The 26,462-nt window shown below is 73.0% G+C and carries 23 protein-coding genes; 16 read left to right on the forward strand and 7 right to left on the reverse strand.

What is annotated here, in order from left to right; all coding sequences use genetic code 11:
* Nucleotides 1–71 precede the first annotated feature (71 nt).
* The 4 genes from IE269_RS04860 (at nucleotide 72) to IE269_RS04875 (ending at nucleotide 4,599) form a co-directional block, all read left to right on the forward strand.
* Nucleotides 72–1,034, forward strand: coding sequence for a hypothetical protein (locus tag IE269_RS04860; RefSeq protein WP_189821492.1), 963 nt, complete (start codon nucleotides 72–74; stop codon nucleotides 1,032–1,034).
* Nucleotides 1,031–2,320 (forward strand): sensor histidine kinase, encoded by a 1,290-nt coding sequence (locus IE269_RS04865; RefSeq protein WP_189821493.1) that lies wholly within the window; start codon nucleotides 1,031–1,033, stop codon nucleotides 2,318–2,320. Before IE269_RS04860 ends, IE269_RS04865 begins: the two co-directional genes overlap by 4 nt.
* Before the next feature lie 25 nt (nucleotides 2,321–2,345).
* Nucleotides 2,346–3,044: a response regulator transcription factor gene (locus IE269_RS04870; protein ID WP_189821494.1), complete on the forward strand. Its 699-nt coding sequence runs from the start codon at nucleotides 2,346–2,348 to the stop codon at nucleotides 3,042–3,044.
* Between the two features lie 94 nt (nucleotides 3,045–3,138).
* Nucleotides 3,139–4,599 carry a peptidoglycan D,D-transpeptidase FtsI family protein gene (locus tag IE269_RS04875; protein ID WP_189821495.1) on the forward strand — a complete coding sequence of 487 codons (1,461 nt, stop codon included), beginning with the start codon at nucleotides 3,139–3,141 and terminating at the stop codon, nucleotides 4,597–4,599.
* Between the two features lie 46 nt (nucleotides 4,600–4,645).
* Here the strand turns inward: IE269_RS04875 and IE269_RS04880 are convergent, their stop codons facing one another.
* Both IE269_RS04880 and IE269_RS04885 read right to left on the reverse strand, forming a co-directional pair.
* Complete coding sequence (locus tag IE269_RS04880) at nucleotides 4,646–5,983, reverse strand: S28 family serine protease (protein WP_189821496.1); 1,338 nt, start codon at nucleotides 5,981–5,983, stop codon at nucleotides 4,646–4,648.
* Between the two features lie 120 nt (nucleotides 5,984–6,103).
* On the reverse strand, nucleotides 6,104–6,721 hold the full coding sequence (locus tag IE269_RS04885) for a TIGR03086 family metal-binding protein (protein ID WP_189821497.1): 618 nt from the start codon (nucleotides 6,719–6,721) through the stop codon (nucleotides 6,104–6,106).
* 158 nt (nucleotides 6,722–6,879) lie between these two features.
* On the opposite strand from IE269_RS04885, the gene IE269_RS04890 reads away from it, so the two are divergent.
* The 3 genes from IE269_RS04890 (at nucleotide 6,880) to IE269_RS04900 (ending at nucleotide 9,836) form a co-directional block, all read left to right on the forward strand.
* The gene (locus IE269_RS04890; RefSeq protein ID WP_189821498.1) at nucleotides 6,880–7,581 is read left to right on the forward strand and encodes an N-acyl homoserine lactonase family protein; all 702 of its coding nucleotides are present in this window, start codon (nucleotides 6,880–6,882) and stop codon (nucleotides 7,579–7,581) included.
* Nucleotides 7,582–7,702: 121 nt separating this feature from the next.
* A complete protein-coding gene (locus tag IE269_RS04895; RefSeq protein WP_189821499.1) occupies nucleotides 7,703–8,938 on the forward strand; it encodes an MFS transporter in 1,236 nt (411 codons plus the stop codon).
* A gap of 85 nt (nucleotides 8,939–9,023) precedes the next feature.
* Nucleotides 9,024–9,836 carry an NAD-dependent epimerase/dehydratase family protein gene (locus IE269_RS04900; RefSeq protein ID WP_189821500.1) on the forward strand — a complete coding sequence of 271 codons (813 nt, stop codon included), beginning with the start codon at nucleotides 9,024–9,026 and terminating at the stop codon, nucleotides 9,834–9,836.
* A gap of 164 nt (nucleotides 9,837–10,000) precedes the next feature.
* On the opposite strand, the gene IE269_RS04905 is transcribed toward IE269_RS04900, so the two are convergent.
* Nucleotides 10,001–11,140, reverse strand: a complete 1,140-nt coding sequence (locus tag IE269_RS04905) for an AraC-like ligand-binding domain-containing protein (RefSeq protein WP_189821501.1) — start codon at nucleotides 11,138–11,140, stop codon at nucleotides 10,001–10,003.
* Between the two features lie 95 nt (nucleotides 11,141–11,235).
* Between IE269_RS04905 and IE269_RS04910 the strand changes: the two genes are divergently transcribed.
* Together IE269_RS04910 and IE269_RS04915 are read left to right on the forward strand one after the other, a co-directional pair.
* Nucleotides 11,236–11,454, forward strand: a complete 219-nt coding sequence (locus IE269_RS04910; RefSeq protein ID WP_189821502.1) for a hypothetical protein — start codon at nucleotides 11,236–11,238, stop codon at nucleotides 11,452–11,454.
* A gap of 111 nt (nucleotides 11,455–11,565) precedes the next feature.
* Nucleotides 11,566–12,897 carry a TerD family protein gene (locus IE269_RS04915; protein WP_189821503.1) on the forward strand — a complete coding sequence of 444 codons (1,332 nt, stop codon included), beginning with the start codon at nucleotides 11,566–11,568 and terminating at the stop codon, nucleotides 12,895–12,897.
* 128 nt (nucleotides 12,898–13,025) lie between these two features.
* Here the strand turns inward: IE269_RS04915 and IE269_RS04920 are convergent, their stop codons facing one another.
* Nucleotides 13,026–13,229 carry a hypothetical protein gene (locus IE269_RS04920; protein ID WP_229897860.1) on the reverse strand — a complete coding sequence of 68 codons (204 nt, stop codon included), beginning with the start codon at nucleotides 13,227–13,229 and terminating at the stop codon, nucleotides 13,026–13,028.
* Between the two features lie 187 nt (nucleotides 13,230–13,416).
* On the opposite strand from IE269_RS04920, the gene IE269_RS04925 reads away from it, so the two are divergent.
* Complete coding sequence (locus IE269_RS04925; protein ID WP_189821504.1) at nucleotides 13,417–13,617, forward strand: hypothetical protein; 201 nt, start codon at nucleotides 13,417–13,419, stop codon at nucleotides 13,615–13,617.
* A 90-nt stretch (nucleotides 13,618–13,707) separates the two neighbouring features.
* On the opposite strand, the gene IE269_RS04930 is transcribed toward IE269_RS04925, so the two are convergent.
* Nucleotides 13,708–13,935 carry a hypothetical protein gene (locus IE269_RS04930; protein WP_185025425.1) on the reverse strand — a complete coding sequence of 76 codons (228 nt, stop codon included), beginning with the start codon at nucleotides 13,933–13,935 and terminating at the stop codon, nucleotides 13,708–13,710.
* A 108-nt stretch (nucleotides 13,936–14,043) separates the two neighbouring features.
* Entirely contained in the window at nucleotides 14,044–15,642 is a 1,599-nt protein-coding gene (locus IE269_RS04935) for a TROVE domain-containing protein (protein WP_189821505.1), read from the reverse strand.
* A gap of 598 nt (nucleotides 15,643–16,240) precedes the next feature.
* Between IE269_RS04935 and IE269_RS04940 the strand changes: the two genes are divergently transcribed.
* From IE269_RS04940 to IE269_RS04965, 6 genes are all read left to right on the forward strand, one after another.
* On the forward strand, nucleotides 16,241–18,568 hold the full coding sequence (locus IE269_RS04940; protein WP_189821506.1) for a protein kinase domain-containing protein: 2,328 nt from the start codon (nucleotides 16,241–16,243) through the stop codon (nucleotides 18,566–18,568).
* Between the two features lie 85 nt (nucleotides 18,569–18,653).
* Entirely contained in the window at nucleotides 18,654–20,954 is a 2,301-nt protein-coding gene (locus IE269_RS04945; RefSeq protein WP_189821507.1) for a protein kinase domain-containing protein, read from the forward strand.
* A gap of 62 nt (nucleotides 20,955–21,016) precedes the next feature.
* Nucleotides 21,017–21,793 carry an SDR family NAD(P)-dependent oxidoreductase gene (locus IE269_RS04950; RefSeq protein ID WP_189821508.1) on the forward strand — a complete coding sequence of 259 codons (777 nt, stop codon included), beginning with the start codon at nucleotides 21,017–21,019 and terminating at the stop codon, nucleotides 21,791–21,793.
* A gap of 165 nt (nucleotides 21,794–21,958) precedes the next feature.
* Nucleotides 21,959–22,204, forward strand: coding sequence for a hypothetical protein (locus tag IE269_RS04955; RefSeq protein ID WP_189821509.1), 246 nt, complete (start codon nucleotides 21,959–21,961; stop codon nucleotides 22,202–22,204).
* A gap of 178 nt (nucleotides 22,205–22,382) precedes the next feature.
* Complete coding sequence (locus IE269_RS04960; RefSeq protein ID WP_229897859.1) at nucleotides 22,383–23,543, forward strand: chymotrypsin family serine protease; 1,161 nt, start codon at nucleotides 22,383–22,385, stop codon at nucleotides 23,541–23,543.
* A gap of 35 nt (nucleotides 23,544–23,578) precedes the next feature.
* Complete coding sequence (locus IE269_RS04965) at nucleotides 23,579–24,034, forward strand: hypothetical protein (protein WP_189821510.1); 456 nt, start codon at nucleotides 23,579–23,581, stop codon at nucleotides 24,032–24,034.
* A 58-nt stretch (nucleotides 24,035–24,092) separates the two neighbouring features.
* On the opposite strand, the gene IE269_RS42975 is transcribed toward IE269_RS04965, so the two are convergent.
* Entirely contained in the window at nucleotides 24,093–26,411 is a 2,319-nt protein-coding gene (locus tag IE269_RS42975; protein WP_229897856.1) for a terpene synthase family protein, read from the reverse strand.
* Between the last annotated feature and the right edge of the window lie 51 nt (nucleotides 26,412–26,462).

Raw genomic sequence — 26,462 nt, forward strand, 5'->3', positions numbered from 1 at the left:
CCCCCACGCGGCGGAGGCGGTTCGGCCACGAGCAGGACGTACGCGAGCGTCCCGAGCGGCAGCGTGGAGGCATGACCAGCACACCGCTCACTCCCCCGCGGCCGACCGCCCCGAGCTCCCCCGTCCGGGCCCTGCGCGCCCTGGCGGTCGTCGCCTGCGTTCCGTACCTCGCCCTCAAGGTCACCTGGATCGCGGGCGGCCGGCTCGGCATCCCCGACGGCAGCGCGCTGCTCAAGGAGCCGACGCTGATGGCCGTCGCCAACTCCGTGACCGTCCTGATGGACACCGCCGTCGTCGTGCTGGCCCTGCTGTTGACGCAGGGCTGGGGCCGCCGGGTGCCCGGCGCGCTGCTCGCGCTGCCGATGTGGGCGGCGTCCGGGCTGCTCGCGCCGATCATGGCGGGCTTCCCGTTGCAACTGCTCTTCGGCGACTCCTCCGGCGTGGCACCGCCCGACGAGACGCCCTTCCTCGACGCGTGGGTGTTCGCCGTGGTGTACGGCGGGTTCCTTGCGCAGGGGCTCGCCCTGGGGGCGCTGTTCGTCCGGTACGCGAGACAGCGCTGGGGGCACCTGTGGCGGGGGCCGGTGGCCGGGCTGCCCCGCCCGGACGGCCGGGTCCGGACCACCGGATTCGCCGCAGCCGTGCTGGCGGCCGTCTGTTGCGTACCGCACCTGCTGGCCGCCTTCGGCGCAGGCGCGCACGGGGAAGCGCTCACCGTCAACGCCCGGCTGGTCTCCGGGGTGCACGGCGCGTTCGCCCTCGCCGCCGTCGCCGGGCTGCTGATGCTCGCGCTGCGGCTCGGCGGCCGGACTCCGCTGGCCGTGGCCCTGGCCCTGGCCTGGACGGGAGTGGGGGTGCTGGGCAGTTGGGGCGGCTGGATGCTGGCCACCGGGAGCCTCGTCGGGAGCGCGGACCGGGCCCCGCTCACTGACCTGCTGACCTACGCTGTCCAAGTGATCATCGGCCTCCTCGCCCTGGTGGGCGGAACGTCCCTCTTCGCCCGGCTGAGGCAGCAGCGGGAGCACGCGGCATGAGCCAACGGGCCCTGTGGGCATGGCTGTTCGGGCGGACGGCGCGAATCGGCTGGCTGCACCTGGTGGTGGGCGGGGCGCTGCTGATGCCGTTCTACCTGCTGGCGACCGTGGCCATCGGCCCGTTGACCGGGGAGAACAGTCCCTTCCTTTCGGTGCCGGGGCAGTTCTACGCGTTCGTGGCGGTGCTGCCGCTGGTCGCGGTGTTCGGGCTGCTGGCCCCGGCGCGGCCGTTGTCGGTGGCGACGATCCGCTCGCTGGGGCTGGCGTCGGGGCGGGCCGACGGCTTCCCGGAGGGTCCGGCCAGGACGCGGGCGGCGCGGGTGCGGACGTCGGGGTGGTTCACCCTGCATCTGGCGCTCGGCGGGCTGGTCAGCGGGGCGTCGCTGGCGCTGACGCCGTTCGCGGGCGTGCTGGTGGCCCTGCCGTTCGTGCCCGCGCTGCGCAACTCCGACTGGGGCGTGCGGGAGCTCGAAGGGAAGCCGTGGCTGGTGGCGCTGATGCCGCTCGCGGGCATCCTGGCGATGCTGCTGCTGGCCGCCGCGAGCGCGGGCGCCTCGGCGCTGCTGGCCCGGTGGGCGCCGCTGCTCCTCGGGCCCACTCCGGCCGACCGTCTGGCGGCGGCCGAGCGCCGGGCCGCCGACCTCGCCGTACGCAACCGGCTGGCCCGCGAGCTGCACGACTCGGTGGGGCACGCGCTGAGCGCGGTGACCCTCCAGGCGGGGGCCGCCCGCAAGGTCCTGGACAGCGGGCGGGCCGACGACGTGGAGTTCGTACGGGAGGCACTCGCCGCGATCGAGGACACCACCCGGCGCACGGTCGGCGAACTCGACGCCGTACTGGGGGTGTTGCGGCGCGGCGAGGACGCCCCCGAGGACGGCACCGGCCCCACCCTGGAGTCCCTGGACGGCCTGCTGGCCCGCAGCGGCGTACCGGTGACCCGCACCGGGGACGACGACCTGGCGAAGGTGCCGGAGGCGGTGTCCCGGGAGGCGTACCGGATCGTCCAGGAGGGGCTGAGCAACGCGCTGCGGCACGGCGGCGCGCACCCCGTCTCCCTGCACCTGGCGGTCACGGCAGACCGGGAGCTGGAGATCGTGCTGGAGAACCCCCTGCCGGAGCACCCCGCTCCGGTACGCCCCGGCGGCGGCCGGGGCCTGCGCGGCATGGCCGAACGGGCCGTGCTGCTGGGCGGCCGCACCGAGGCCGGCCCGCACGCGTCCGACGGGGTCTGGCGGCTCACCGCCCGGCTGCCGCTGGCCGACCACCCCGATACAGGCCCCCGATGACCACGACTCCCGCAAGAGGCCCCCGATGACCGCCACGCCCGACGCCCTGGGCACCCCCGCCACCTCCGCCACCCCCGTCCGCCTCGTCCTCGCCGACGACGAGCGCATGGTCCGCACCGCCCTGCGGGTCATCCTGGACGCCGAGCCCGACCTGGAGGTCGTCGGCGAGGCGGCCACCGGTGCGGAGGCCGTGTCCGTGGTGCGGGCGATGCGCCCCGACGTCGTACTCATGGACGTACGGATGCCCGAGATCGACGGCATCCGCGCCACCGAGCAGATCCTCGCCACGCTCCCCGAGCCGCCCCGCATCGTCGTCGTCACCACCTTCGAGAACGACGCCTACGTGTACGAGGCGCTGCGCGCCGGCGCGGCCGGGTTCCTGCTGAAGCGGGCGGCCGCCGAGGACCTGGTGGCGGCGGTGCGCCTGGTCGCCCGGAGCGACAGCCTCCTCTTCCCGGCGGCGGTGCGTTCGCTGGCCGCCGAGTACGGCCGGGACAAGGCGGTGGCCGCGCCGCCGTGGGCGGCCCGGCTGACCGAGCGGGAGGCGGCGGTGCTGCGGCTGATGGCCAAGGGCCTCACCAACGCGGAGATCGCCGCCGCCCTCAACTTCGGCGCGGCCACCGCCAAGACCCATGTGGCCTCGGTCCTCGCGAAGACGGGGGCCCGGGACCGTACCCAGGCGGTGATCCTGGCGTACGAGACGGGTTACATCCAGCCCGGCTGAGCGCCCCCGGGAGAGACTCCCGCACCTGAAGAAAGCATGAGAACCCCCACAGAACGGAACTCCTGTCCGATCCCCGTTCGTCCTCCCGGGCAGGATGAACAAGACGATCAGGCGCGCCGCCGTGTTCTGCCTGCTGCTGGTCCTCGCACTGCTGGTGCGGGTGACCTGGGTGCAGGCCTACCAGGGCAAGGCGCTCGCAGAGAACAAGGACAACCGGCGGAACATCGTGGCGCAGTACGCGCACCCGCTGGGCAACATCATCGTGGCCGGTTCGCCGGTCACCGGATCGGCGAAGACGGAGGGCGGAGACCTCAAGTACAAGCGCACCTACACCGACGGGCCGCTCTACGCCCCGGTCACCGGCTACACCTCGCAGGTGTACGGGTCGACCCAGCTGGAGGGCATCTACGGCAAGATCCTCGACGGCACGGACGACCGCCTGAAGAACCCGTCCGACCTGATCCAGGGCAAGCACACCCGCCCCGGCAACGTGGTCACCACCATCGACCCGGCCGTCCAGAAGGCCGCGTACGAGGCGCTGGGCAAGAAGAAGGGCGCGGTCGTCGCGATCGACCCGAAGACCGGCCGGATCCTCGGCATGGTCAGCACCCCGTCGTACGACCCGTCCACGATCACCGGTTCGCACGACGGCGAGGCGTGGAAGAAGCTCAGCTCGGGCGACGACGAGGACAAGGCGATGACGAACCGGGCGATGCGCCAGCCGCTGCCGCCGGGCTCCACGTTCAAGCTGGTGGTGGCCTCGGCCGCGCTGGAGGACGGCCTGTACGCCTCGGTGGACACCCCGACCGCCAGCCCGAACCCGTACACCCTGCCGGGCACCAGCCAGGTCCTCGACAACGAGAACCGCTCCGCCCCCTGCGAGAACGCCACGCTGCGCACCGCCCTCAAATACTCCTGCAACAACGTCTTCGCGAAGCTGGCCGTGGACCTGGGGCAGGACAAGGTGAAGGCGATGGCGGAGAAGTTCGGCTTCAACACCGACAAGCTGGACGTCCCGGTGCGCGCGTACGAGAGCGTCTACCCCACCGGCATGGACAAGGCGCAGACCGGGCTCTCCGGCATCGGCCAGTTCGACGTGACGGCCACCCCGCTCCAGATGGCGATGGTCTCCGCCGCCCTGTCGAACAACGGTGAGCTGCCCGCCCCGCACATGGTGTCGGAGGTGACGAGCGCGGGCGGCGACGTACTGGAGAAGCACGCGGACGGCGCGGACAGCAAGCGCATCGTCTCCGAGCGCACGGCACAGCAGCTGCGCAGCGCGATGGTCACCGTCGTCGAGGACGGCACGGGCACCAACGCGCAGATCCCCGGCGCGGAGGTCGGCGGCAAGACCGGCACCGCCCAGCACGGCGTCGCCAACAGCAAGACCCCGTACGCCTGGTTCACCTCCTACGCGAAGGACAAGAACACCGGCAAGGAGGTCGCGGTGGCCGTCCTGATCGAGGACTCGGGCGCGGCCCGCTCGGAGGTCAGCGGAAACGGGCTGGCGGCGCCGGTCGCGCAGAAGACGATGAAGGCCGCCCTGGGAAGGTGACCCGGAAAGGGGTGCCGGGCGCGCCCGGCACCCCTTTCCGTGAGGGCTACTTCACGCCCGCCCAGCGCTTGACCGTCGCCTCCGCCTCGGCGCGCTGCTCCGGGACCAGCTTGGAGATCAGGGCGCCGTGGTTGGAGTTCGGGGCGACGTACAGGTGCGAGTCGCGCTTCGAGGGGCGGTAGCGCTCGGCGCTCCACGGGTCGTTCTGGCCGTAGACGAACATCATCCGCTGGCCCTTCTTGTTCACCCAGCGGTCGACGTCCTTGGCGTCCCAGCCGCTGTAGCGGGTGCGCATGTCGGCGGGGAGCAGGGAGTTGGGCTGGTAGATGTCCGGGTAGTTGCGGACGTCACGCAGGTGCTGGAACTTCAGGTCGGCCCAGCCGAGTTGGGCGGCGGCCTGACGGTAGTAGGGGCCGGAGCCCGCGGGGCCCGCGTCGGCGTCGGAGTAGATCGACAGGCCGTGGCCGAGCGACCAGTCGTACAGCTCCTTGTCCGTGGCCTTCTTGGCGTCCGGGACGGTGGGGCAGTTGGTGTACGAGCCGGACTGCCAGAAGTTCCACACCTGGTCCAGGACCGAGAACTCGTAGGCGCGGTCGGTGGTGCCGAGCTGCTTGAAGGTGAGGCCCTGCTCCTTGGAGGTGGCCTCGAAGAGCGGGAGGATCGTCTTGCGGCGGACCAGCATCTCGCGCTGCACGGCGTCCAGCGCGGTGCGGCACTCGGGGGTGCCGACGGTCTTGAAGAAGTTGTCGTAGACCCGGTCGTCGCGGTTGTCGGCGTCGTTGGGTGCGACGTAGGCGACGACGGCGTCCAGGTCCTCGGGGTAGAAGCGCTCGTGGTAGGTCTGCGTCATGCCGCCCTTGCTGGCGCCCGTGCCCAGCCACTTCGCCGTGTAGATGCGCTTCATGGCCTGCACGATGTTGTGCTCGTCGGCGGCCTCCTGCTGGATGGTGAGCTTGCTCCAGTCGGTCTTGCCCTCGGGCACCGACTTGCCGAAGAAGCGGTGCTCGACGCTGATCTGGTTGGCCCCGAGGAGGGTGGTGATCTCGCGGGTGCCGGAGGAGAGGGTGTAGCCGCCGGTGTAGTGCACGACGGGGGCGGTCTCGGCCTTGTGCCACAGCGTGAACTGCTGCTCGAAGGTGCCGCGCCACGGCTTGTCGTGGTCGATGGGCTGTCTCAGCATGAGCGTGAAGAAGGGGCGGCCCTCCTTCTGCGTCTCCGAGACGATCCGCAGGCCGGGGATCTTCTCCAGCTTCTCGCGGATGGTGGCGTCCTGCGCGACGGCGGAGCTGCCGCTGGGTGCCGCGCTGGCGGCACTCCCGGCGAGCACGCTGGTCGTGGCTATGAGTCCGGCACAGAACAGGGCGGGAAGTACCTTCGTACGCACGCTGATTCCCCTCGGGCGGATGGTGACGCAAGTGATGTTTGCGCCGCAGCCCCGCATCGTATGCACGGCTGCCCGCCCGTCGTCAGCCCCTTCGGCCCCCTGATCGGTTTCCGGTGTCCGCTATGTGTACTGCGTGGTGAACTCATCGGCTGCGGGCACCCATTGGGGGTCGCGCCCGCCGAGCCCCACCACCCGGTCCAGGAACGGCGATCCGTCCGGTACGTCCACGACGGGACCGAACATGGGGGCGCGGGCCGGATTGTCCGCCTCCGGGGCGAGCAGCGCGTAGACCACCTGGAGGCTGGAGCGGTCGCAGGCGAAGGGCCGGCCGGTGGCGCGGGCCAGGTCCCAGCCGTGCAGCACCAGTTCGTCCAGGGCGATCTGCGCGGCGACCCCGGCGGGCAGCGGGGTGCCGCCGACGGTGGTGGACCCGGTCCAGGCGTCCTTCTCGTGCCAGGAGTCGACGAGCGCGGCGAGCTGCCCAGGCAGCCGGTGCCGCCAGTCGGCCGGAAGGGCGGGCCCGGCGGGGGGTTCCGGCTCCTTGCGGGCGGCGGCACGGAACGCCGCCGTCAGGTGGACGAGATGGGCGAGGAGGTCCCGCACGGAGAACTCGGCGCAGGGCGTGGGCCCGTCCAGCCCGCCCTCGGCCACGCCGTCGAGGAGCCGGGCGAGTCTGCGGGCCGCCGGTCCGAGGTCGAACACGACGGCGGTGGGGGCGGCGGTCGTGGTGGTCGTCATCAAGGTCCCTCTCCTGGAACTTCCCGGAGCCGCGGCGGCAGCGAGCGGTGCGGCCGTCGCGGCAGCGACGAAAGGAAGACCCCGGGCGGCCCGAAAACTCATCGAAACGGGCCGAAGTTCTTCGGATTTCCTGCGAACTCCCATGTCAGCATGGGTGGATGAGGCAACAGCTGGAAGGAACCGACGGGCCCGCGATACGCCGTCTCGACCTCGGGCACTTCGTCCGCCCCGCGAGCGAGACCGGCACCGGCCGCCCCCGCGCCGAGGCCGTCCTCGCGTACCTGGTGCGCCGCCCGCAGGGCCTGCTCCTGTTCGACACCGGCCTCGGCAGGGGCGACGCGGAAGCCGACGCCCACTACCGGCCCCGGCGGCGGGAGCTGACCGACGCCCTGGCCGGGGCGGGCGTGTCCCCGGGCGATCTGTCGGCGGTGGTCAACTGCCACCTCCACTTCGACCACATCGGCGGCAACCCCGCACTCGCCGGGCTCCCCGTCTTCGTACAGGCGAAGGAGCTGGCGCAGGCGCGGGCCGGGGACTACACGATCGACGCCCTGGTGGACCCGCCCGGCGCACCCCTCGCCTACGAGGAACTGGACGGGGAGGCGGAGATCTGGCCGGGCGTGCGCATCGTGCCCACCCCCGGACACACACCGGGCCACCAGTCGCTGGTGGTGGAGGGACCGGAGGGGGCGACCGTGCTCGCGGGGCAGGCGTACGACTTCGCCTCCGAGTACAGCCACGCGGAGCTTGAGGCACGGGTCGGGCCCGGTCCCGCCGAGCGGCCCTGGCTGGAGCGGCTGGCCGAGTTCGCGCCGCAGCGGGTGCTGTTCGCGCACGACCGGGCGGTGTGGACCCCGTAGACGCATGGATCTAAGGAGCCCGGAAGCCCGGAATCTAGGGCACCTTCCCGATCCGCCGGACCCGCCCGCGCTGCCACGCTGACCCCGCCCCCACCCGGACGGAACGAAGGCGGACCCGGCAGTGACCACAGAGACCACAGAGACCACCAAGCGTCGGCCGCACGTCCTGCGGGACCGCAACGCCGCGCTCTTCCTGTCGGTCGTCGTGGTGTCCGGCTTCGGCACCACGGCCCTGTGGCTGACCGCCGGAATCTGGGTCAAGGACCTGACGGGCTCCGACTCGCTGGCCGCGCTCACCACCTTCTGCATGTGGCTGCCGGTACTGGCGGGCCCGCTGCTGGGCGCGGTCGCCGACCGGTTCCGCCGCCGCCCGCTGCTGGTCTCGGTGAACCTCGCGACGGCGCTGCTGCTCGTCTCGCTGGTCGCCGTCGACACGCCGGACCGGGTGTGGATCCTGTTCGTCGTGCTCTTCCTGTACGGGATGGCCGGCACCCTCACGGACGCCGCCGAGTCCGCACTGGTCGCCACGGCGGTCGACAGATCACTGCTGGGCGACTTCAACGGGCTGCGGATGACCGCCCAGGAGGGCACGAAGCTGCTCGCACCGCTGGCCGGGGCCGCCCTGTTCACCCGGTTCGGCGGGCTGCCGGTGGCACTCCTTGACGCGCTCACCTTCGCGCTGGCCGCCTGGCTGATCGTACGGCTGCGGCTGCGGGTGCGCGAGGACGTCAAGCCCCAGCGCACGGAGGGGAATTGGGCCGACGGAGCACGCCATCTGTGGCGCTCGCCCGTACTGCGGCCCCTGGTGCTCGCCGCCTCCGCGACGATGGTGCTCTCCGGGCTCAACGGCGCCATGATCTTCACCGTCGTCGACAAGGGCCTCGGCCGCTCCCCCGCGTACACCGGGGTGCTGTACGCGGTCCAGGGCGCGGGCACCGTCCTCGTCGGCGTCCTCGCGGGACCGCTGCTGCGCCGGATGCCGGAGCGGGTGCTGGCCGCGGCGGGCATCGCGCTGTTCGCGGTGTCGACGGCGGTGCGGGCGCTGCCGTACGACGCGGCGGTGCTGGCGAGCAGCGCGGGCGTGGGGCTGGGGCTGCCGTGCGTGCTGATCGTGGCGCTGACGGCGGTGCAGCGGGAGACGCCGGACGCGCTCCTGGGACGTACCTCCGCGACCGCCACGTCGCTGGTGTACGGGCCGATGACGGCCGCCATCGCGCTCGGCTCGGGGCTGGTCGCGGTGCTGGACCACCGCTGGGTGCTGGCGGGGGTCGGCGCGGCCGGGGCCGTCACCGCGCTCGGGCTCGGGCTCGCTTTCGGCTTCCGTAGCACGAACCGCCGTACTACGGCCATTACTTGACGCGAACGCATCGCGCTCCCTAGCGTCGCGACGGTCGCCGACCCCACCGGCCGCACCGTCGCGGAACCCTTGAGGAGCCCCTCCCATGCCCGCAGCTTCCCGCACACTCCTGCTCACCGGCGCGGCCGGCGGCATCGGCACCCTGATGCGGGGGCTGCTCCCGGCGTACGGGTACGAGCTGCGGCTGTTCGACGCGACGCCCATCGAGGGCGAGCCGACGGCGGTGACCGCCGACCTGGGCGACAAGCACGCGCTGCGGGAGGCCGTCGAGGGGGTGGACGCGATCGTGCACCTCGCGGGCATCTCCCTCGAAGCCCCCTTCGAGAAGATCCTCCGCGCCAACATCGAAGGCACGTACAACCTCTACGAGGCGGCCCGCGAGGAGGGCGTGCGCCGGATCGTGCACGCCTCCAGCAACCACGCGGTCGGCTTCACCCCGGCCCCCGGCCCGGGCGGCCCGCTGGTCCCCGCCGACACCCCGCACCGCCCGGACACCTTCTACGGCCTGTCCAAGGCGTTCGGCGAGGACCTGGCGCAGCTGTACTGGGACCGGGACGGGATGGAGACGGTGTCGGTGCGGATCGGCGCCTGCTACATGGAGCCCTCCACCGTGCGGATGCTGGCGGTGTGGCTGAGCCCGGGCGACGCCGCCCGCCTCTTCGACGCGGCCCTGACCGCCCCGCACGTCGGGCACACGGTGGTGTTCGGGTCCTCGGCGAACACCCGGCTGTGCTGGGACCTGTCGACGGCGCGGGCGCTGGGGTACGACCCGCAGGACGACTCCGAGCAGTACGCGGAGAAGCTGCTGGCGGAGCACGGCGAACTGGCTCCGGGCGACCCGGAGCACGACTTCCTCGGCGGGGCCTTCTGCACCGACCCGCCGCAGTGGCCGTACTAGGAGCGGGGGCTACGGGCCCGGCCGTCCGGAAGATCTCGGAACGGCCGGGCCCGGGACCGCGGGGCCTCCCGCGCCCTGCGCCCCCGGGACCGACCGGTGAGCATCGCCGACGAACCCACCGGGGGAACCGGAAAAGAGCGAGCGCGCCCGCGATACGGGACAACCTAGGGGGCCGTACGGAACGGCACGATCCGTTCCGCGCGGTCCTCGTCCGCTTTGCGCGGCGAACCCGGCGCTTTGTGCGGTGACCCCGGCGCTGTGTGCGGCGAACCCGGCGCTGTGTGCGGCGAACCCGGCGCTGTGTGCGGCGAACTCGCCGCTTTGTGCGGTGAACCCGGCCCCGGGTGCCGCAGGGTGTGCGAGGGGCTCTCGCCGAACCGGTCCCGGTAGGCGGCCGCGAACCGGCCCAGGTGCCCGAAGCCCCACCGGAAGGCGACGTCGGCGACGGTCGTCCCGGCCGCCCCGCCCTCCGCCGCCCGGGCCAGGTCCGTACGCACCCGGTCGAGGCGGATGCCGCGCAGGTACGCGGTCGGGGTCGTCCCCACGTGCTGCCGGAAGCCCTCCTGGAGGCGCCGGACGCCGACCTGCGCCACGGCGGCGAGGGAGGCGGCGGTGTGGGTGTGCTCGGGGTGGGCGTGGATGAGGTCGAGGACCCGCTTGACGGGGGCGGGCCGCAATGGGGGTGCGGGGGCGGCCAGTTCCTCCCGGTAGGGGTGGTCGGCGGCCAGCAGCAGTCCGTTGAGCAGGGTCTCCTGGAGGGGGGCGGCCATCAGCGCGTGCCCGGGCAGCCCGTCGGCGTCGCGGGCCTCCTCCACGGCCCAGGACATCAGCCGCGCCCAGCTGCGTCCGGCGCCCCGCGAGACGTCGATGTCCGGCGTGAAATCGACGGGCCCGCGCAGGGTGCGGTCCAGCAGGCACTCCAACTGGCGGTGCAGGGCGGCAGGTTCGATCTTCAGGGCGAGCAGCCGGCAGTCCCTGCTCCAGTGGTCGATGCGGGTGACGGACTCCGGGTCGAGGACGCAGCCGCGCTGCGGGGTGGCGACCGCCTCGGCCCGGCCGTGCTGCCGCCAGGCGAGGGTGCCGTCCAGCAGGACGTTGACGTGGTAGTGGCCCAACTCCCCGAAGCGCATCCGCAGATCGGCGCCGAGGACGAGGTCGCCGACGGTGAGGGAGCCGACGTGCGCGGTGTCGATCCGGGACTCGAACTCACCGGGCTCGCCCAGGGGATCGATGCGGGTGGTGTAGAAACTCTCGCCGATCGCCTGACGCGTCTCGTCGAGGTCGGCGGACCTGAAGGTGTGCACGGGCGCCAGGGTAGGACCGGTCCGTCACCCCGCCGGGGCCGCTTCTGTCCAAATTCACTCGCGCGGGCGGTTTCCCGTACCGGACCATTGCGCCCATGCCCCGACCCCATGGATTCCGGTACGAGCAGCGCGGCGACGGCACGGTCGTCATCACCCACCACCAGCGTGCGGCCTCCACCCTGCGCGGTGGCCGGGCGGAGAAGTTTCTGGCGGAGGTGGAGAGCGGCGACGAGCAGCTGGTGATGGCCCGCTGGACGGGTGCGTACAAGTTCGGCAACGAACGCATGGCCCGCAACCACCCCCGCAACCGCTGACCCCACCGGTTTCCGCAGGTCAGACCCCCCTTACTGAGCCATCCGGGCGGTGCACGCAAATTCGTCCGAAGGTAAGGGAACGGCAAAGCGCCCCCGGTCGTTACCTGTGACATGACCGCAATGACCCCTGGCTCGAACATTCCGCTTCCCACCGCCCGCGTGGCCGTGGACGTCGCCGCCCCGGTGCGGCTCGACGTGTCGGGCCTGCTGCTCACCGCCGACGGCAAGGTGCGCTCCGACGACGACTTCATCTTCTACAACCAGGCCTCCGGCCCCGGCGTGACCTACCGCTCGGGCGGCGGCACGGCCCCGGACGCGATCCTGGTGGACACGGGCGCACTGCCGCCGGGCATCGAGCGGGTCGTGGTGACCGCGAGCCCGGACGCCGCCGGCCAGACCTTCCAGGGCATCGAGCCCACGGCCACGGTGCGCGGCGCCGACGACAACGCCGTGATCGCCACCTTCACGCCCCCGCAGCTGGGCACCGAGACCGCCCTGGTCGTGGTCGAGGTCTACCTGCGCAACGGCGCGTGGAAGGTCCGCGCGGTCGGCCAGGGGTACGCGAACGGGCTGGCGGGCATCGCCACGGACTTCGGCGTCTCGGTCGAGGAACCCGCCCCGGCCGCCCCCCAGGCCCCTCCCGCCCCGGTGGCCCCTGCCGCCCCGGTGGCCCCTGCCGCCCCGGTGGCCCCTGCCGCCCCGGTGGCCCCTGCCGCCCCGCCCGCCCCCACCCGCGCCCACGCCGCCACCCCGCCGTCCGCGCCCACCCCCTCCTACGACCCGCGCGTGGCCTCCCCGGCGGCTCCGGCGGCTCCGGCCGCTCCCCCGGCCCCGCCCGCGCCCGCCGCCCCGGCCATGGGCTCCGGCAAGATCAACCTGGACAAGGGCCGGGTGAGCCTGACCAAGAACCAGACGGTCTCCCTGGTCAAGGGCGGCCGCCCGCTGCTCTCGCAGGTCAAGATGGGCCTGGGCTGGGAGCCGGCGTTCCGCGGCAAGGACATCGACCTGGACGCCTCGGTCATCGCCTACGACGGCAACCGCAAGATGATCGACAGCTGCTACTTCGGCAAGCTGTCCATCCTGAACGGTGCGATCAAGCACTCCGGCGACAACCTCACGGGCGAGGGCGCGGGCGACGACGAGGTCATCGTGGTGGACCTCGGCCGCATCCCGGCGGAGGCCACCGGCCTGGTCTTCACGGTGAACTCCTTCACCGGCCAGAAGTTCACCGAGGTCGCCAAGGCCTACTGCCGCCTGCTCGACGGCGCCACGGGCGAGGAACTGGTCCGCTTCGACCTGACCGGCGCCGAGCCGCAGACGGGCGTCATGATGGCCAAGCTGATCAAGCAGTTCAGCGGCGAGTGGGAGATGACCGCGATGGGCGACTTCGTGAAGTCCCGCACGGTACGCGGCATGGTGAAGCCGGCGGCCCAGGCGCTGTAGGCAATCCGCAGGTTGGATCACGGGACCCGGGCAACGATGGCCCCTCGACCTCTCCTACGGGAGGCCGAGGGGCCATCGTGACGAGGTCCTGATCCGGTGGGGTGGGTCACCGGAACACGACCGACCTCTTACTTGCCGCCGGCTCTGATCCACTCCCACTTGTACGCGCAAGCCACAGCGGGAGTGACCACCATGGAGATCATCCACAGGCCCACGCTCGCCGGCGAGTAGATGTAGTAGTGCCATGCCGTCGGCAGGACGAGGGGCACGAGCAGAAGGACGAGCAGTACGCCCCACACTCCCAGCGTCAGACCAGCAACCCGTGCCGCCACAAGTTCCCCCTGCTGTCGTGATCGCGGACACCCGGGAACGACCGTAGCCCCCGCTCGAGCGGGGACGGCGTCGGGTAGGCGGTTGCAGGGACAGGGGGAAAGCGTGGGGACGGAGAGGTCCGGTGCGTGACGGATGCCACGTGCTGGAGGGGTTTGGTGGGGAAGGCCCGGACGTAGCCTGGAAGGCATGTCCACCACCTCTCCGTCCGCCCCCGGCCCGGAGCCCGCAGGGCCCGAGGCTTCCGGTGCGGACCAGACGAACGCGGCGATCCGCCGCCTCGTGGACGCGCAGACGACGGACGGGGCCTGGCCCTCGGAGGAGTACGAACTGCTTCTCGTCGAGTGGGCGGCCGCGATGCGCGACGACGCGACCGAGCCCGTTCCCTAGTCCCGGAACGCGGAGAAACGCCTCCGCCCCGTGTCCCGATCGTGATGATCGGGACACGGGGCGGAGGCGTTTTCCCGGAGCCGCGGGGGCTCAGAGCTTGGTCAACTTGGAGTAGGGGCTGAGGATCCGCCCCTGACGTCCGGAGAAGTCGATGAGCACGGCGAGGTCTCCCTCGACGCCGACGACTCTTCCGAGTCCGAATTGATCATGCGAAACCCGGTCTCCCACCTCGTAGTTCTCAATGGGCGGGGCGGCCGGGGCCGGGACGTTGAAGGGACTGGACGGCAGGTGTCGCCGGGCTCCGGCTGGCTTTGTCATTACCTTCAGTATGCGCCCACCGGAGGCCAGATGCCATGCCCGCATCCCGCCAGGCACTCCCGCCCGCTCCGTCGCACGCCCCCCGTCCGCCCCGCGGCCCGTCCCTCGTCAGGCCTCCCAGGGCCAGTTCGCGGACCGCCCCGACTCCAGGAGGGGGACCATCCTGAAGGCCGCATCCGTCAGCCCGCCGAAGGTGTGGCGGCCGGGCGCGCCGGACGGAGCGTGACCGGTCGCGTACCCCTCCAGGTTCCAGGTGTACGTGGGTACATGGGCCGGGACGGGCTCGAACACGGCGTCACGGTGCGTGGCGGCCGCCTGTTCGTCGGTGACGATCAGCACCCGGTCGTGGCCGGCGTAGTGCTCGCGCACGGCGGCCGCGGTGCGGGTGCCGCCGAGGTCGCCGAAGCGCTCCAGGATCTTCAGCACCGACTCCCCCTTCGTGTACGTCACCGGACGGCTGTCCGTGCCGAACTCGACCAGGTCCGCCGACTCGGCCCGCAGCGCGAGCGCCGTGCCGAAGATCGCCGCCGCGTCCGCCCGGTTGAGCTGCGAACGCTCCGAGACCTGCGACCAGAACATCGAGCCCGAGCGGTCGATCAGCACCAGGGTGCGGCCCGGCAGCGCGGGCACGTTGGCCAGCGAGTGGCCGAGTGCCTGCTCCAGCGGGTACGCCCAGCGCAGCGACGGCGCGTGCTGGTAGGCGGCGAGATAGCGGAAGGGGAACTGCCGTCCCCTGGCGACGACTTCGGGATCCGCGATCTTCGCAGCGACGCGCGCCGCGACCTCGTCGCAGACGCCCGCCTCGTCGAAGTTGCGGAGGTTGCGCAGCAGCGCCATGGTGCCCATCGAGGGGATCATCGCCTCCCAGGCCCGGGCGTCCATCGGCCCCTGGAGCCAGCCCGCGAGGGCCTCCCAGGTCAGGCCCGCCTCGGCCAGGCGCTCGGCGGCGTCCGGCCCGTCCAGGACGGCGGGCCGCTCCGCGACGGGCAGTTCCATGAGCGCGCGGTGCGCGGTGAGCGTCCGGTTGGACGCGGGCGGCACGGCGGTCTCGGGGTGGTGACGGCGGTCCAGGGCGTACTGGAACAGCTCGCCCTGCCACGGCTTGTCGGGGTCGGGCGAGGCGTGCACCAGGTTGAGGACGTCGCCGAAGCGGAACCCCTTGGAGGCGGTGTCGTACTTCAGCAGCGACGTGCCGTGGTAGAGCCGCTGGACGGCGTCGGCGATGCCGCGCTTGACGGGCTTGGGGATGGCGCGGCCGTACAACGCGGTCCAGTACGCGAGGAGTTCGCCCGGCTCGTCGGGGCGCTGGAGGACGGAGGCGATCACGCTGCGGTTCGTCGGGCCCCCGGGCGCGACCCCGGTCGGGCCCGCGTCGAGGCGGGCCTTGACGTACTCGGCGGCGCCGACGATCGACGCGGTGCGCATCTGGCCCTCGCCGCGCAGCCAGCCGAGGAGGCCGGCGGTCCACTCGGGGTCGCTGACGGCCATCTCGCGCACGAGGGTCGCGTAGCGGGTGTCGCGGGCCTCGCCGGTCTCGTAGAAGGTGTTCTGCGTGACGAAGTTGGCGACCGCCAGGAGGAAGAGCTCCGACTTCGCGTCACGGACGTGTCCCGTGCCGCCCTGGTGGTTGACGGTCGTCCGCCCGGTCGTGGTCACGGGCGATACGGGCTGACGCGCCTTCGCGGCACGGGTGTTGAAACGAGCCATGGTGAATTCCCCCGAATTCCCTTGATACGGCATGGGATTGAGGGAGGGCCGCGCGCGAGAAGAAAGGGTGTCCGAGGTCATGAGCGGCGACGGACTGGCTTTCGGTGCTCTACCGGACTGAGCTACACCGACCCGAAGTCGATGACGGGATTCGAACCCGCGACCGCCGAATCAATGAAGTAACCGTTGCCTGCGCACCGGACACCCCTTCTCGCGCTTGGCCTCCCGAGTTCAGAAATGGCGACGGCGTTGAGTTCTCGCAAAGAAGTAGCCGTTGCCTGCGCACCGGGAGGTGCACGAAAGTCTGCGCGCCCAGAGTTCCGATGCGGCGGAACCGGTGATTTCACAGGCACCGAGTGGAAGCGGCACGAGAATTCGTACCGGAATTCCACCCAGGAACCTCCATCGGAAGTAGGTCCTGCCTGCGCACCTGGGCACGGCCCTGACTCTAGGAGTACGTCCCGCACTCGCGCCAGGCATTTATCGCCGGCCGGTGCCGTACGTCACAGCCCCCTCCCCCGCGCAACCGCGCACCCCGCCCCACGCGTCGCAATCAGCGTCCGGCGCCGTCCGGGCGAGCGGGAGGGGAGCCGAGGGAATGTCAGCCGCAGCGTCCGAAGCCGGGTCGACCGGTTCGGGACGGGATCCGGGTCGATACCACGTCGTCGCACCGCTCGGGGAGGGCGGCATGGGGCGGGTGGAGCTGGCGCGCACCCCGGCGGGGCGGCTGGTGGCGCTGAAGACCCTGCATTCCCGGCTGGCGTCCGACGCCCGGTTCCGGGAGCGGTTCCGGCGGGAGGTGGCGGCGGCGCGGGCGGTGGACGACGTGTTCACGGCGGCGGTGCTTGACGCGGACACCGAGGCCGAACTCCCCTGGCTGGTCAGCGAGTTCTGTGCGGGGCCGTCCCTCGTGGACGTCATCAGCGCGCTCGGCCCGCTCGACTCGGCGGCGCTCGGCACGCTCGGCGCGGCCCTCGCCGAGGCGCTCGCCGCGGTGCACGCGGCCGGTCTGGTGCACCGGGACCTCAAGCCCGCGAACGTCGTCGTCACCCACGACGGCCCCAAGATCCTCGACTTCGGACTGGCGAAGGGGGCGGCGGAGGCGGACGGTGAACCCCTCACCGGCACGGGCGAGTTGGTGGGCACGCTCGGCTTCATCGCGCCGGAGCAGCTGGGCCGGGAGCCCGAAGCGGGGCCCGCCGCCGACGTGTTCGCGTTCGGGGCACTGCTGGTACTGGCGAGCACGGGCCGCAATCCGTACGGTTCGGGCACCGCCCCGCAGGTCCTGCACCGCACGCTGCACGAGCCGCCGTGCCTGCTGGGTGTGCCGGACGCGGAGTGGGAGGGCTTCCTGGGCCGGTGCCTGGCCCTGGACCCGGCGGACCGGCCCACGGTGGCCGAGGCCCTGGAGTGGTGTGCGGAGAGGGCTGCCGCGCTGCCGTGGTGGGAGGAGGAGCCGGTCGCCGGTCTCGTACGGGAGCACGAGGAGGCGACGGCGGAGCTGGTCGCGGCGCAGGAGGAGTGGGAGGACGAGGTCCCGGAGGCCTTCCGGGTGCCGGGCGCGCCCGGCTCGGGGGATGTGCCGGGCGCACCCGTGGACGTACCGGCCGGGCCCGTCGACGTACCGCCGCATCCGCAGTCGCCTCCGCGCCGGCGGCGGTTCCTCGCCTGGGCGGGGGCGGCCGTGACCGCCGTGGGGGGCTCGACCACGGCAGCGGTGCTCCTGCTGGACGAGGGGGCGCGGTCGCAGGAGAAGGCGGCCCCGGTGGCCTGGACGGCGGGCCGTACGGTGTGGTCGCGCGACCTGGAGTCCTCGCCGGCGTACGGCGGGGAGGTGCTGCGGCATGCGGAGGCGCTGTTCGTCCGCACCGACTCCCGGCTGACCTGCTTCGACGCGGCGTCGGGCGAGGTGCGGTGGACCTTCGACGACGCCATGAACATCCGGAGCGTGCGGCCGTCGGAGGACACCGTGCACGTGCTGTGGCAGGCGCCCCTCGGCTCGGTGGTCGCGGCGCTCGACGCGAAGTCCGGGGCGCGCCGCTGGGAGACCCGGCCCCTGGTCATGAACCCCTTCCGGCGCAGCGCCACGAACACTCCGGCCAGTGAACTCGAAGGCCAGTCGGCGCACTTGACGGTCGACGGCTCGGTGGTCTGCCTGGTCACCCACTCCACCCCGGCCACCCTGTGGGAGCAGCGCACGGAGCCGGACAGGCGCTGGCGGGCGTACGGGTTCGACGCGCGCGACGGCAGGCCGCTGTGGCACCGGGCGGGCACGGTGACGGGCGTGCCCGCCGTGCACCAGGGCGGCGGGCGGCTCGCCGTCGCCACCTCCGAGCGCGCGGTGTCGGTCCGTGAACCGGCGGACGGGCCCCTGGTGGTCCTGCGCGACCGGGACGGCACCCCGGAGCGGGAGATCCCGGGCGGTTCGGCGCACCCGGAGGCACATCCGGGGGCCACGGGGGTGCGGCACTACCCGGGCCCGGCGGCGGTCGCGGCCGTCGATCTGGCCTCGGGCGAGCGGCGCTGGTCGCGCCCGGTGGGCAATGAGGCGACGGTCACCCCGACGGCGACGGACGGCCTGGTGCACACGGGCGACTGGGGCGATCTGCGCGCGCTGGACGCGGCGACGGGCCACCAGTTGTGGGTACGCACGGACGTGCGCCGCCTCGACGACAGCGAAGGGACCCCGCCCCTGGTGTCCGGCGGACTCCTCTACGCATCCGGCTCCGACCCCTCCCTGCCCGCCGACTCGGGCCGCCGCTCGACAGGTTGGGGCGTGCACGCCCTGGACGCCCGCACGGGAAAGCTGGCGTGGGCGGTGCCGGTGCCCCGCCTGAGCCGGGTCCGCTCGGCGGCGGGCGGCGGCCTGCTGCACCTGTGCGTGGACCGCACCCTGCTGACGCTGCGCGGCCCGGGGGCGGCGTGAGCGGGGCGGCCAAGGAGCGTCCGGGCCCGAGACGCGGCGGCGGCGTGCGGGCCGAGGTGCGGCCGCCTGCTCTGGGGGGCGCCGCATGACCGAGCCGCTGCTGTCCGGCGACCCGCAACACCTCGGCCGGATACGGCTGTCGGGGCGGCTCGGGGCGGGTGGGATGGGGCAGGTGTTTCTGGGGAGGACGGCCGGGGGGCGGCTCGTCGCGGTGAAGACCGTGCATGCGCACCTGGCCGCCGAGCCGCACTACCGGGAGCGGTTCCGCCGGGAGGCCGCCGCCGCGCGGGCGGTCACCGGGGCGTACACGGCGGCGGTGCTCGACGCGGATCCGGACGCGGAGGTGCCGTGGCTGGCGACGGCGTACCTGCCGGGGGTGACGCTGCGGCGCACGGTCGCGCGGGCCGGTCCGCTGCCGGTCGCGGCGGTACGGGCCTGCGGTGCGGCCCTCGCGGAGGCGTTGGCCGCGATCCATGCGGCCGGGATCGTCCACCGGGACCTCAAGCCGTCGAACGTGCTGATCACGGCGGACGGGCCGCGTGTCATCGACTTCGGCATCGCCCGCCTCACCGGCTCACCGCTGTCCGCGCTGACCTCGGCGGAGGACATCATCGGCACGCCCGGGTTCATCGCGCCGGAGCAGGTCACGGAGGGCGTGGAGGTCACGGCGGCGGCGGACGTGTTCGCGCTGGGGGCGGTGCTGGTGTTCGCGGCGACCGGCGAGGGGCCGTTCGGGCGGGCGGGTGCGGCGGTGCTGCTGTACCGGGCGGTGCACGACGCGCCGGAGTTGGGTGAAGTCCCTTGGGAGGTACGGGACTTGGCTGCCCGGTGTCTCGACAAGGACCCGGACCGCCGCCCGGGGGTCCCCGAGGTGCTGGCCGCGTTGAAGGAGCCGGGGGCTCCGCTGTGGTGGCGGGAGGGGCCGGTGGGGGCGCTGGTCCGGGAGGCGGAGCCGCGGGATGCTCCGGGTCCGACGGGATCGCGGGAGGGCACCCCCGCCGAGCCCGAGGACACTCCCGCCGAGCCCGAGGACACCCCCGCCGACCCTGAGGACACCCCCGCCGTCACCGAGGCCCGGACCGCCTCGCGGGCCCGCCGCCGCGCTCTCGGCCGCCGGGCCCTGCTCGGCGCGGCCGGGAGCGGGGCCGCCGGCCTGGTGGTGTGGGCCGGGCTGCGGTCCTTCGGGGCGGGGCCGGAGGAAATCCCGGCCCTCGACTGGAAGTTGACGGGCGGGTCACGGTCTCCCGGGGCACTGCGGTGGTCCCGTACCGCCGAAGAGGGCCTGGTGGACGGGGTGTTGCTGGCCACGGGAGCAGCGGGCGTGCTGCTGGCGCACGGCTCGGACGGCTTCGGCTCCACGCAGGGCGCGGTGCACGCCCTCGGCACGGCGGACGGTGCGGCGCGCTGGTCGGCGGGGAGCCGGGCGGAGGTGCCCCGCCTGTGGGGTGTGGTGGGCGGGGTGCTGGTGGCCCCCGAGCTGAAGGACACCGGGATCGCACTGAAGGACGGCGCGGAGGCGGAGGTGCGGGGGCTCGGGGTGGTGGCACCGGGCTGGTTCGTGGCGGCGGGCGCGGGCGTGGCGGCAGGGGCGGGGCCGGATGTGGTGGCGTACACCGAGAGCGGCGGCAAGGAGCTGGCCGGGCCCTCGTGGAAGCTCCGCTCGACCGGCCCCTGGAGCCGCCCCGCCCTCGCCGGGCGCGCGTTGCTGCTGACCGGTCCCGCACCGACCCCCGTGACCTGCTACGACGTGTCCGACGGCCGGGTCCTCTGGAAGCAGCCGAAGGTCGAGGGGCCCGTGGTCGCGACCGGCACGGACGGCCGCCGGTTCCATCTGCTCACCGGATCGGGCGTCCTGCACGTCCTCGACGTCCGTACCGGCGCGCACCTGGCCGGCCCCTCGCTCGGGCTGCGGCCCGGGGCGGGGGCGAGCGCGCTGGCGTACGCGCACGGGACGGGGCTCGCGCACGCCGCCGGGCAGGTGACCGGTTTCGACCCGGTGACCGGCAAGCGGCGGTGGAGCGTGGCGAGCACCGGGCTGGAGTCGAGCTGGCGGGCACTGCCGGGCGGCACGGGACACGCGCCGCCGGTGGCCGGGGGCCTGCTCCTGCACCGGCCGGGCCCGGGCGTCGTACGGGCGGTGCGGCTGGCCGACGGCACCAAGCAGTGGGAGCGTGCGGGCGGCACGGGTGCCTCGCGTCCCCCGGTGGTCGCCGGGAGCACGGTGTACGCGGCGACGGGCGCGACCTGCACGGCGTACGCCCTCACCAGCGGTGACCCGGCCCGCACCTGGACCGCGCCCGGCACGATCACCGACCTGGCGGCCGACGCCTCGGGCTGGTACGCCCGCCTGGACAAACGCACCGTGCAGGCGGTGAACCGGGTCTGACCGGGCGCGGCCCCGGGGTGCATGATCGTCGTACGGACAGCCGCCCCACCGAAAGGCCCCCCATGCCCACCGCTCCTTTCCCCTCCACCGGCCGCCGCGTCCTGGTCAGCGGCGCGTCCCGCGGTCTCGGGCGCGCCCTCGCCCGGGCGTTCGCCGCCAACGGCGACCTGGTCGCCGTGCACTTCGGCGCGCGGCGCGAGGAGGCCGAGGAGACCCTGGCCTCGCTCAACAGCAGCGGGCACGTGCTGACCGGGGGCGACCTGACCACCCCGGAGGGCGCCAAGGCGGTCGCCGACGCGGCGGCCGAGGGGCTCGGCGGGATTGACGTACTGGTCAACAACGCGGCGGTGAACACCCCGCACCCGCTCGACTCCACCCCGTACGAGGACTGGGCGGCGGCGTGGCAACAGCACGTTTCCGTCAACCTGCTCGCGACGGCGAACCTCAGCCACCTCGCCGCGCAGCGCATGATCGCCCAGGGCGGCGGCGGGCGCATCGTCAACGTCGGCTCGCGGGGCGCGTTCCGGGGCGAGCCCGACCACCCGGCGTACGGCGCGACGAAGGCGGCGGTGCACGCGCTGGGGCAGTCGCTGGCCGTGCACCTGGCCCCGCACGGCATCGCGGTGGCGTCCGTGGCCCCCGGGTTCTTCGCGACCGAGCGCGTGGCGCACCGGCTGTCGGGGGCGGAGGGCGAGGCGATCCGGGCGCAGAGCCCGTTCGGGCGGGCGGGGCAACCGGAGGAGATCGCGGAGGGCGTGCTGTGGCTCGCCTCGCCCGCCGCCGAGTGGGCCTCGGGAACCGTGCTGGACCTCAATGGGGCTTCGTACCTGCGGACTTGAGGTCTGTACCGGCAGAAACAAGGTCGACTCACGCAGATCACCTCTCTTCCCAAGATTTCATGCGGAATGCCTTGACCCCCGGTGCGGGCGGCAATAGACATGCCGTACCGGCCGGGGTCGGGGGAAAGCCCCGGCGGTGACAGCGACCGCGAGGGGGCGAGCCATGTGGATGCCAGGCAGGCCCGTGACCTCCATGAGAGCCGGCTGCTCCAGCTGGCCAATGTGACCGGAGTCAGCACCGGGCGGGACGAGTACACGGGCGAGGACGTGATCGTCGTCTTCGTGACGCGGATCGTGTCCCGCGACGGGCTCCGTTCCACCGACGTGGTGCCCGGGGAACTCGAAGGCGTGCCCGTGCGCGTCGTCGCCATCGGCGATGTCGAGGCCCAGGACGACTCCGAGGAGTTCTGACCAGAGGTCTGGCGCCGGACCCCTGCGCGCTCCCCGGACCCGTATCCGTACGCGTACCGCTCCGCGCCCTTGCGCGCACCCGTACGCCACAGGAATCACTCCGCTCTCCGTACGACACAGGCACCACTCCGTACGACACACGCACCCCACACACTCACCGGGGAAGAGGTGGTCTGGCGTGAGCCAGCCCGAGATGATGCGAGGACCCACCGGCGGGCAGATCAGCGACAGTTCGCGCCAGCAGGCGCTGTCGGACTTCCTGCGTCCGCAGTCTCCGCTCGCCAATGTCGTCGGCTTCGGCCACGGCGTGAAGTGGACCAACGGCGAGCCGACGGGCGAGCCCGCGGTGCTCGTCCTCGTGAACCAGAAGGTTCCCGAGTCGATGCTCCCCGAGCGCGACGTCATTCCGCGCAGGATGGACGACGGCACCCCCACCGACGTGGTGGCGGTCGGCCACATCTCCGCGCAGCGCTTCCAGCAGCGCGGCCCGCAGCGCAAGAGCGCGCACGAGCAGGACCAGTACCGCTCGGACGGCAGCGTCAGCGAGCAGTCGGGCATGCTGTCCCAGCCGATGCTCGAAGAGGCCTCCGGGCTCGGCTCGTTCGAGCCGCAGCTCCTCAAGCGCCGGATGCGTCCGGCTCCCTCCGGCATCTCCGTCGGCAACGTGCAGGTGACGGCCGGCACGCTCGGCAGCGTGGTGTACGACTTCCTGCCCGGCGCGACCACCGATCCGCCGGTGGCGGGGATGGGCACGCCCGCGAAGTTCTACATCCTCAGCAACAACCACGTGCTCGCCGACTCCAACCGTGCGCCTTCGGGCAGCCCGATCGTGCAGCCGGGCTTCTTCGACGGCGGCCGGGCCCCCGCGGACACCATCGGCACGCTGGACCGCTTCATCAGCATCCAGTTCGCCCCGCAGATCCCGCTGGAGCGGCACAACAACATCGTCGACGCGGCGCTGGCGGCGGTCGACTTCCAGGACGCGACGCGCGAGCAGTACTTCAGCGGCGCGCCGAGGGCCTGGCGGCGGCGGACCAACATCGCGGTCGGCGACCGGGTGAAGAAGACCGGCCGCACCACGAACATCAGCTTCGGCCGGGTCATCGCGACCGACGCGACCATCGACGTGAACTACGGCACGGCGGGCACCGCCCGCTTCAAGGACCAGATCCTCACGACGAACATCTCGGCGGGCGGCGACTCCGGTTCGCTGGTCACCTCGCTCGACAACGTCGCCGTCGGTCTGCTCTTCGCCGGGTCCCAGGTCGTCACCGTGGCCAACCACATCGAGCACGTGCGCGCCCTGCTGCGCGTCGAGATCGCCGAGCAGCTGGCCTGACGGCCTGCCCCACGGCGGAAGGAAGGTCCACCACCATGACCACCCACTCACGCAAGTCGTCCAAGGCCGAGTCGGAGCAGCGCCGCGAGCACCGCTACCTGAACGCGCAGGGCGCCGAGGTCAAGACCCGTGACGAGGCGTTCGCCCCGTTGCAGGACGTGACGGCCGAGGCCCTCGCGGTACCCGTGAAGCTCCAGCTCAACAACGGGGCGACCACGTTCGAGATGGAACTGCGCATCAACCCGAACACCTACCCGTTCACGGTGACCGGCGGTCGTATCACCTCCGGGATCTGCGGGGCGCCGTGGGACATCACGGGCGGCTCGATCGGCAACCAGCTGCGGCTGGACGCCAAGCGGGCCGGCCAGGGCTCCTGCGCCAACACCATCACGATCGTCGGCCAGTACCAGAACCCGCCGTCCTACCGGGGCACGTACGGCTTCGACGGGGCGTCGTCGTCCTTCAACCACACCACGCTGTACCAGATCTGACGTCACGTCATTTCTCTGTACGGGCCCGGGGCGCGCGCCCCGGGCCCGTACGCGTGTCTCACTCCTGCTCCCACCACCAGTCCAGCGCGGGCACGCCGGGCACCGGCCCGTCCTGCTCGCCGCCGGGGGCGGGGCGGTCGGTGACGGTGATGCCGTACGAGGCGCCCTCGACCGGCACGGGGTGCCGGTTGCGGGGGCTGGCGTAGCGGGGGGCGTCGCTCATCCACCGCATGCATCCGGCGACGTACGTCTCCAACGCCTGGACGTAGCGCGGGAGTTCGGGGTGGCGGCGGCCGGTGATCAGGCGGTCGGCGCGGGTGGCGAAGTACGTCATCGCCCGGTCCCGCAGGACCACCGCCTCGGGGAGCACCTCGCGGGGGGTGCGGCCGCGCTGGCGGGCGAGGACGTTGACGAGGTTCTGGGCGGGCGGGGTGAGGTGGTCGTCCATGGCGTACGAGAAGAGGTCGTTGTCGCAGGAGACGATGAATCCGGCGGCATCGGTCAACGCCTGCACGGGGGCGGCGAATTGGATGTCCGGCGGGAGCTGTATCGCGTTCGCCACTTCACTGAAGGCGAGCGAGAAGCGGGTGCCGTTGACCGAGACGCGGTGGGCGACGTAGTCGTTGAGGGAGGGCATCCGGCCGCGTTCGGTGTTGGCGGTCTGCCCGGCGACCCCGGCGAGCCAGTCCCGGGTGCCGGTGGTCAGCCGGTGCAGCTGGGTGGGCGTGAAGCGGGCTCGGGTACGGGTGACGAGGTCGTCCAGGGCGGCGGAGAGCGCGCCGGGCGGGAGGAGCCCGGAGCCGGGGGCCTCCAGGGCGCGCAGTACGCGCTGGCCGTGGTCGACGACGACTGCCGTGCGTCCGGCGGCGCTTCCGGAGTCCTGCCAGTCGTCGACGGCCCACGCCCAGTAGTTCCACTCCATGAAGAGCAGGAGGGTCTCGGCGTCGCCGTGCGGGATGGCCCGGCAGACGAAGTCGGGGTTGTGGATGGCCTGCGCCCAGGCCCGCTCGGTGGCGTCGGGGTACAGGTCGTACCGGTCGGCCCAGGCGAGGGCGTGCACACCGAGCGCTTCGGCATCGGGATGCACCCCCGCGTCGGGCAACGGGCAGTAGAACGGCGGCAGCGCATCGCCGAGCGCGGACCTCGGCCCGGCCGCCCCCCGCCGCGCGGCATCGGCGGCGGTCCGCCCGAACCGCTGCGAGACGATCTCACCGGTGCGGGGGGCGGGGGCGCGCCCCGACGCCCCCGGGTCCGCCGAACCGGAGGCATCGCCCGTACGGCTGGACGCTCCCCCCGTACGGCTGGACGCGTCCCCCGTCCGCCCGCCCGACCCCTGCCCTCGCGGGACCGGTGCACCGTGGCCCGGCGTTTCCCGGGGGGACGTGCCGCGCCCCGCGCCCGGTGCGTCGTCGCCCGGGACCGGGGCGCCGGTGTGTTCCGGGGCGGCCTTGGCCGGTGCCGGAGCCGGCGTCGGGCCGCCGGTCAGGCGGAAGAGGAGGAGGCGGGTCTCCAGGGCGTGGTCGCGCCAGACGCGGTAGAACTTGCCGTGGGTGAGGGCCGATTCGACCAGGCGGTCGCGGGCGATCGGCGAGCCCCGGCCCTGGTCGACGGCCTCGATCTCGGCCGTCGTCCACGCCATCGACTGCACCCAGAACTCGGCGACCCGGTCGGTGATGTCCTCGTCCAGCTCCAGTTCGAAGCCCGCCGCGCGGGCCGCCGCGATGTACTCGGTGAGGGTGCCGAGCCGGGTGCGGTAGTAGCCGTCGACGAAGTCCGTCCACTCCGGGCGGCACAGGAAGTGCTCCTGGATGCCGAACCAGCCGCCCGGCCGCAAGGTCTTCGCCATCACCGAGAAGAGCCGCTCGCGGTCCATGTAGCCGGAGCTCTCGATCGCCACCGCCGCGTCGAACGCGCGCTCCCGGTCCCAGTCGTGGACGTCGCCCAGGACGGCGGTGACCTGCCCCTGGGCGCCTGCCCTGCGGGTGAATTCCTCTATCACCGGTATGTGGTCGGGGGTGACGGTGAGGCCGGTGACGTGGGCCCCGTGCTCCTGCGCCCAGAACAGCGAGCCGCCGCCGAGCCCGCAGCCGACGTCCAGGAGTGTCTCGGGCGGCGCGGCGGCCACGTCCCACAGGTCGGCGGCATGTGCCAGCACGGCCTCCTGGGCGGCCAGGATGCGACGTTTGAGGACCCGCTGCGCCACGGTGGTCTGCGGGTGCTCGCCGGGTCCGAACATCCCGACATGGAAGTGGGTACGGGGTCCCGGCCCGTACTTGTGCAGGATGTCGGACGTCTTGCGGGTGTAGTACGTGGGCACCTGGCCGGGATCGAAACCCGCCCGGCCGATGAGGGCCGGGCCTGCGGTGGCGGGCGTCATGGAGGAATCCTTCTCGGGGCCGTGGACGACACGGATGCGCGGCCTAAGCCG

The sequence above is a fragment of the Streptomyces spiroverticillatus genome, from assembly GCA_014650415.1.
GTDB lineage: Bacteria > Actinomycetota > Actinomycetes > Streptomycetales > Streptomycetaceae > Streptomyces > Streptomyces spiroverticillatus.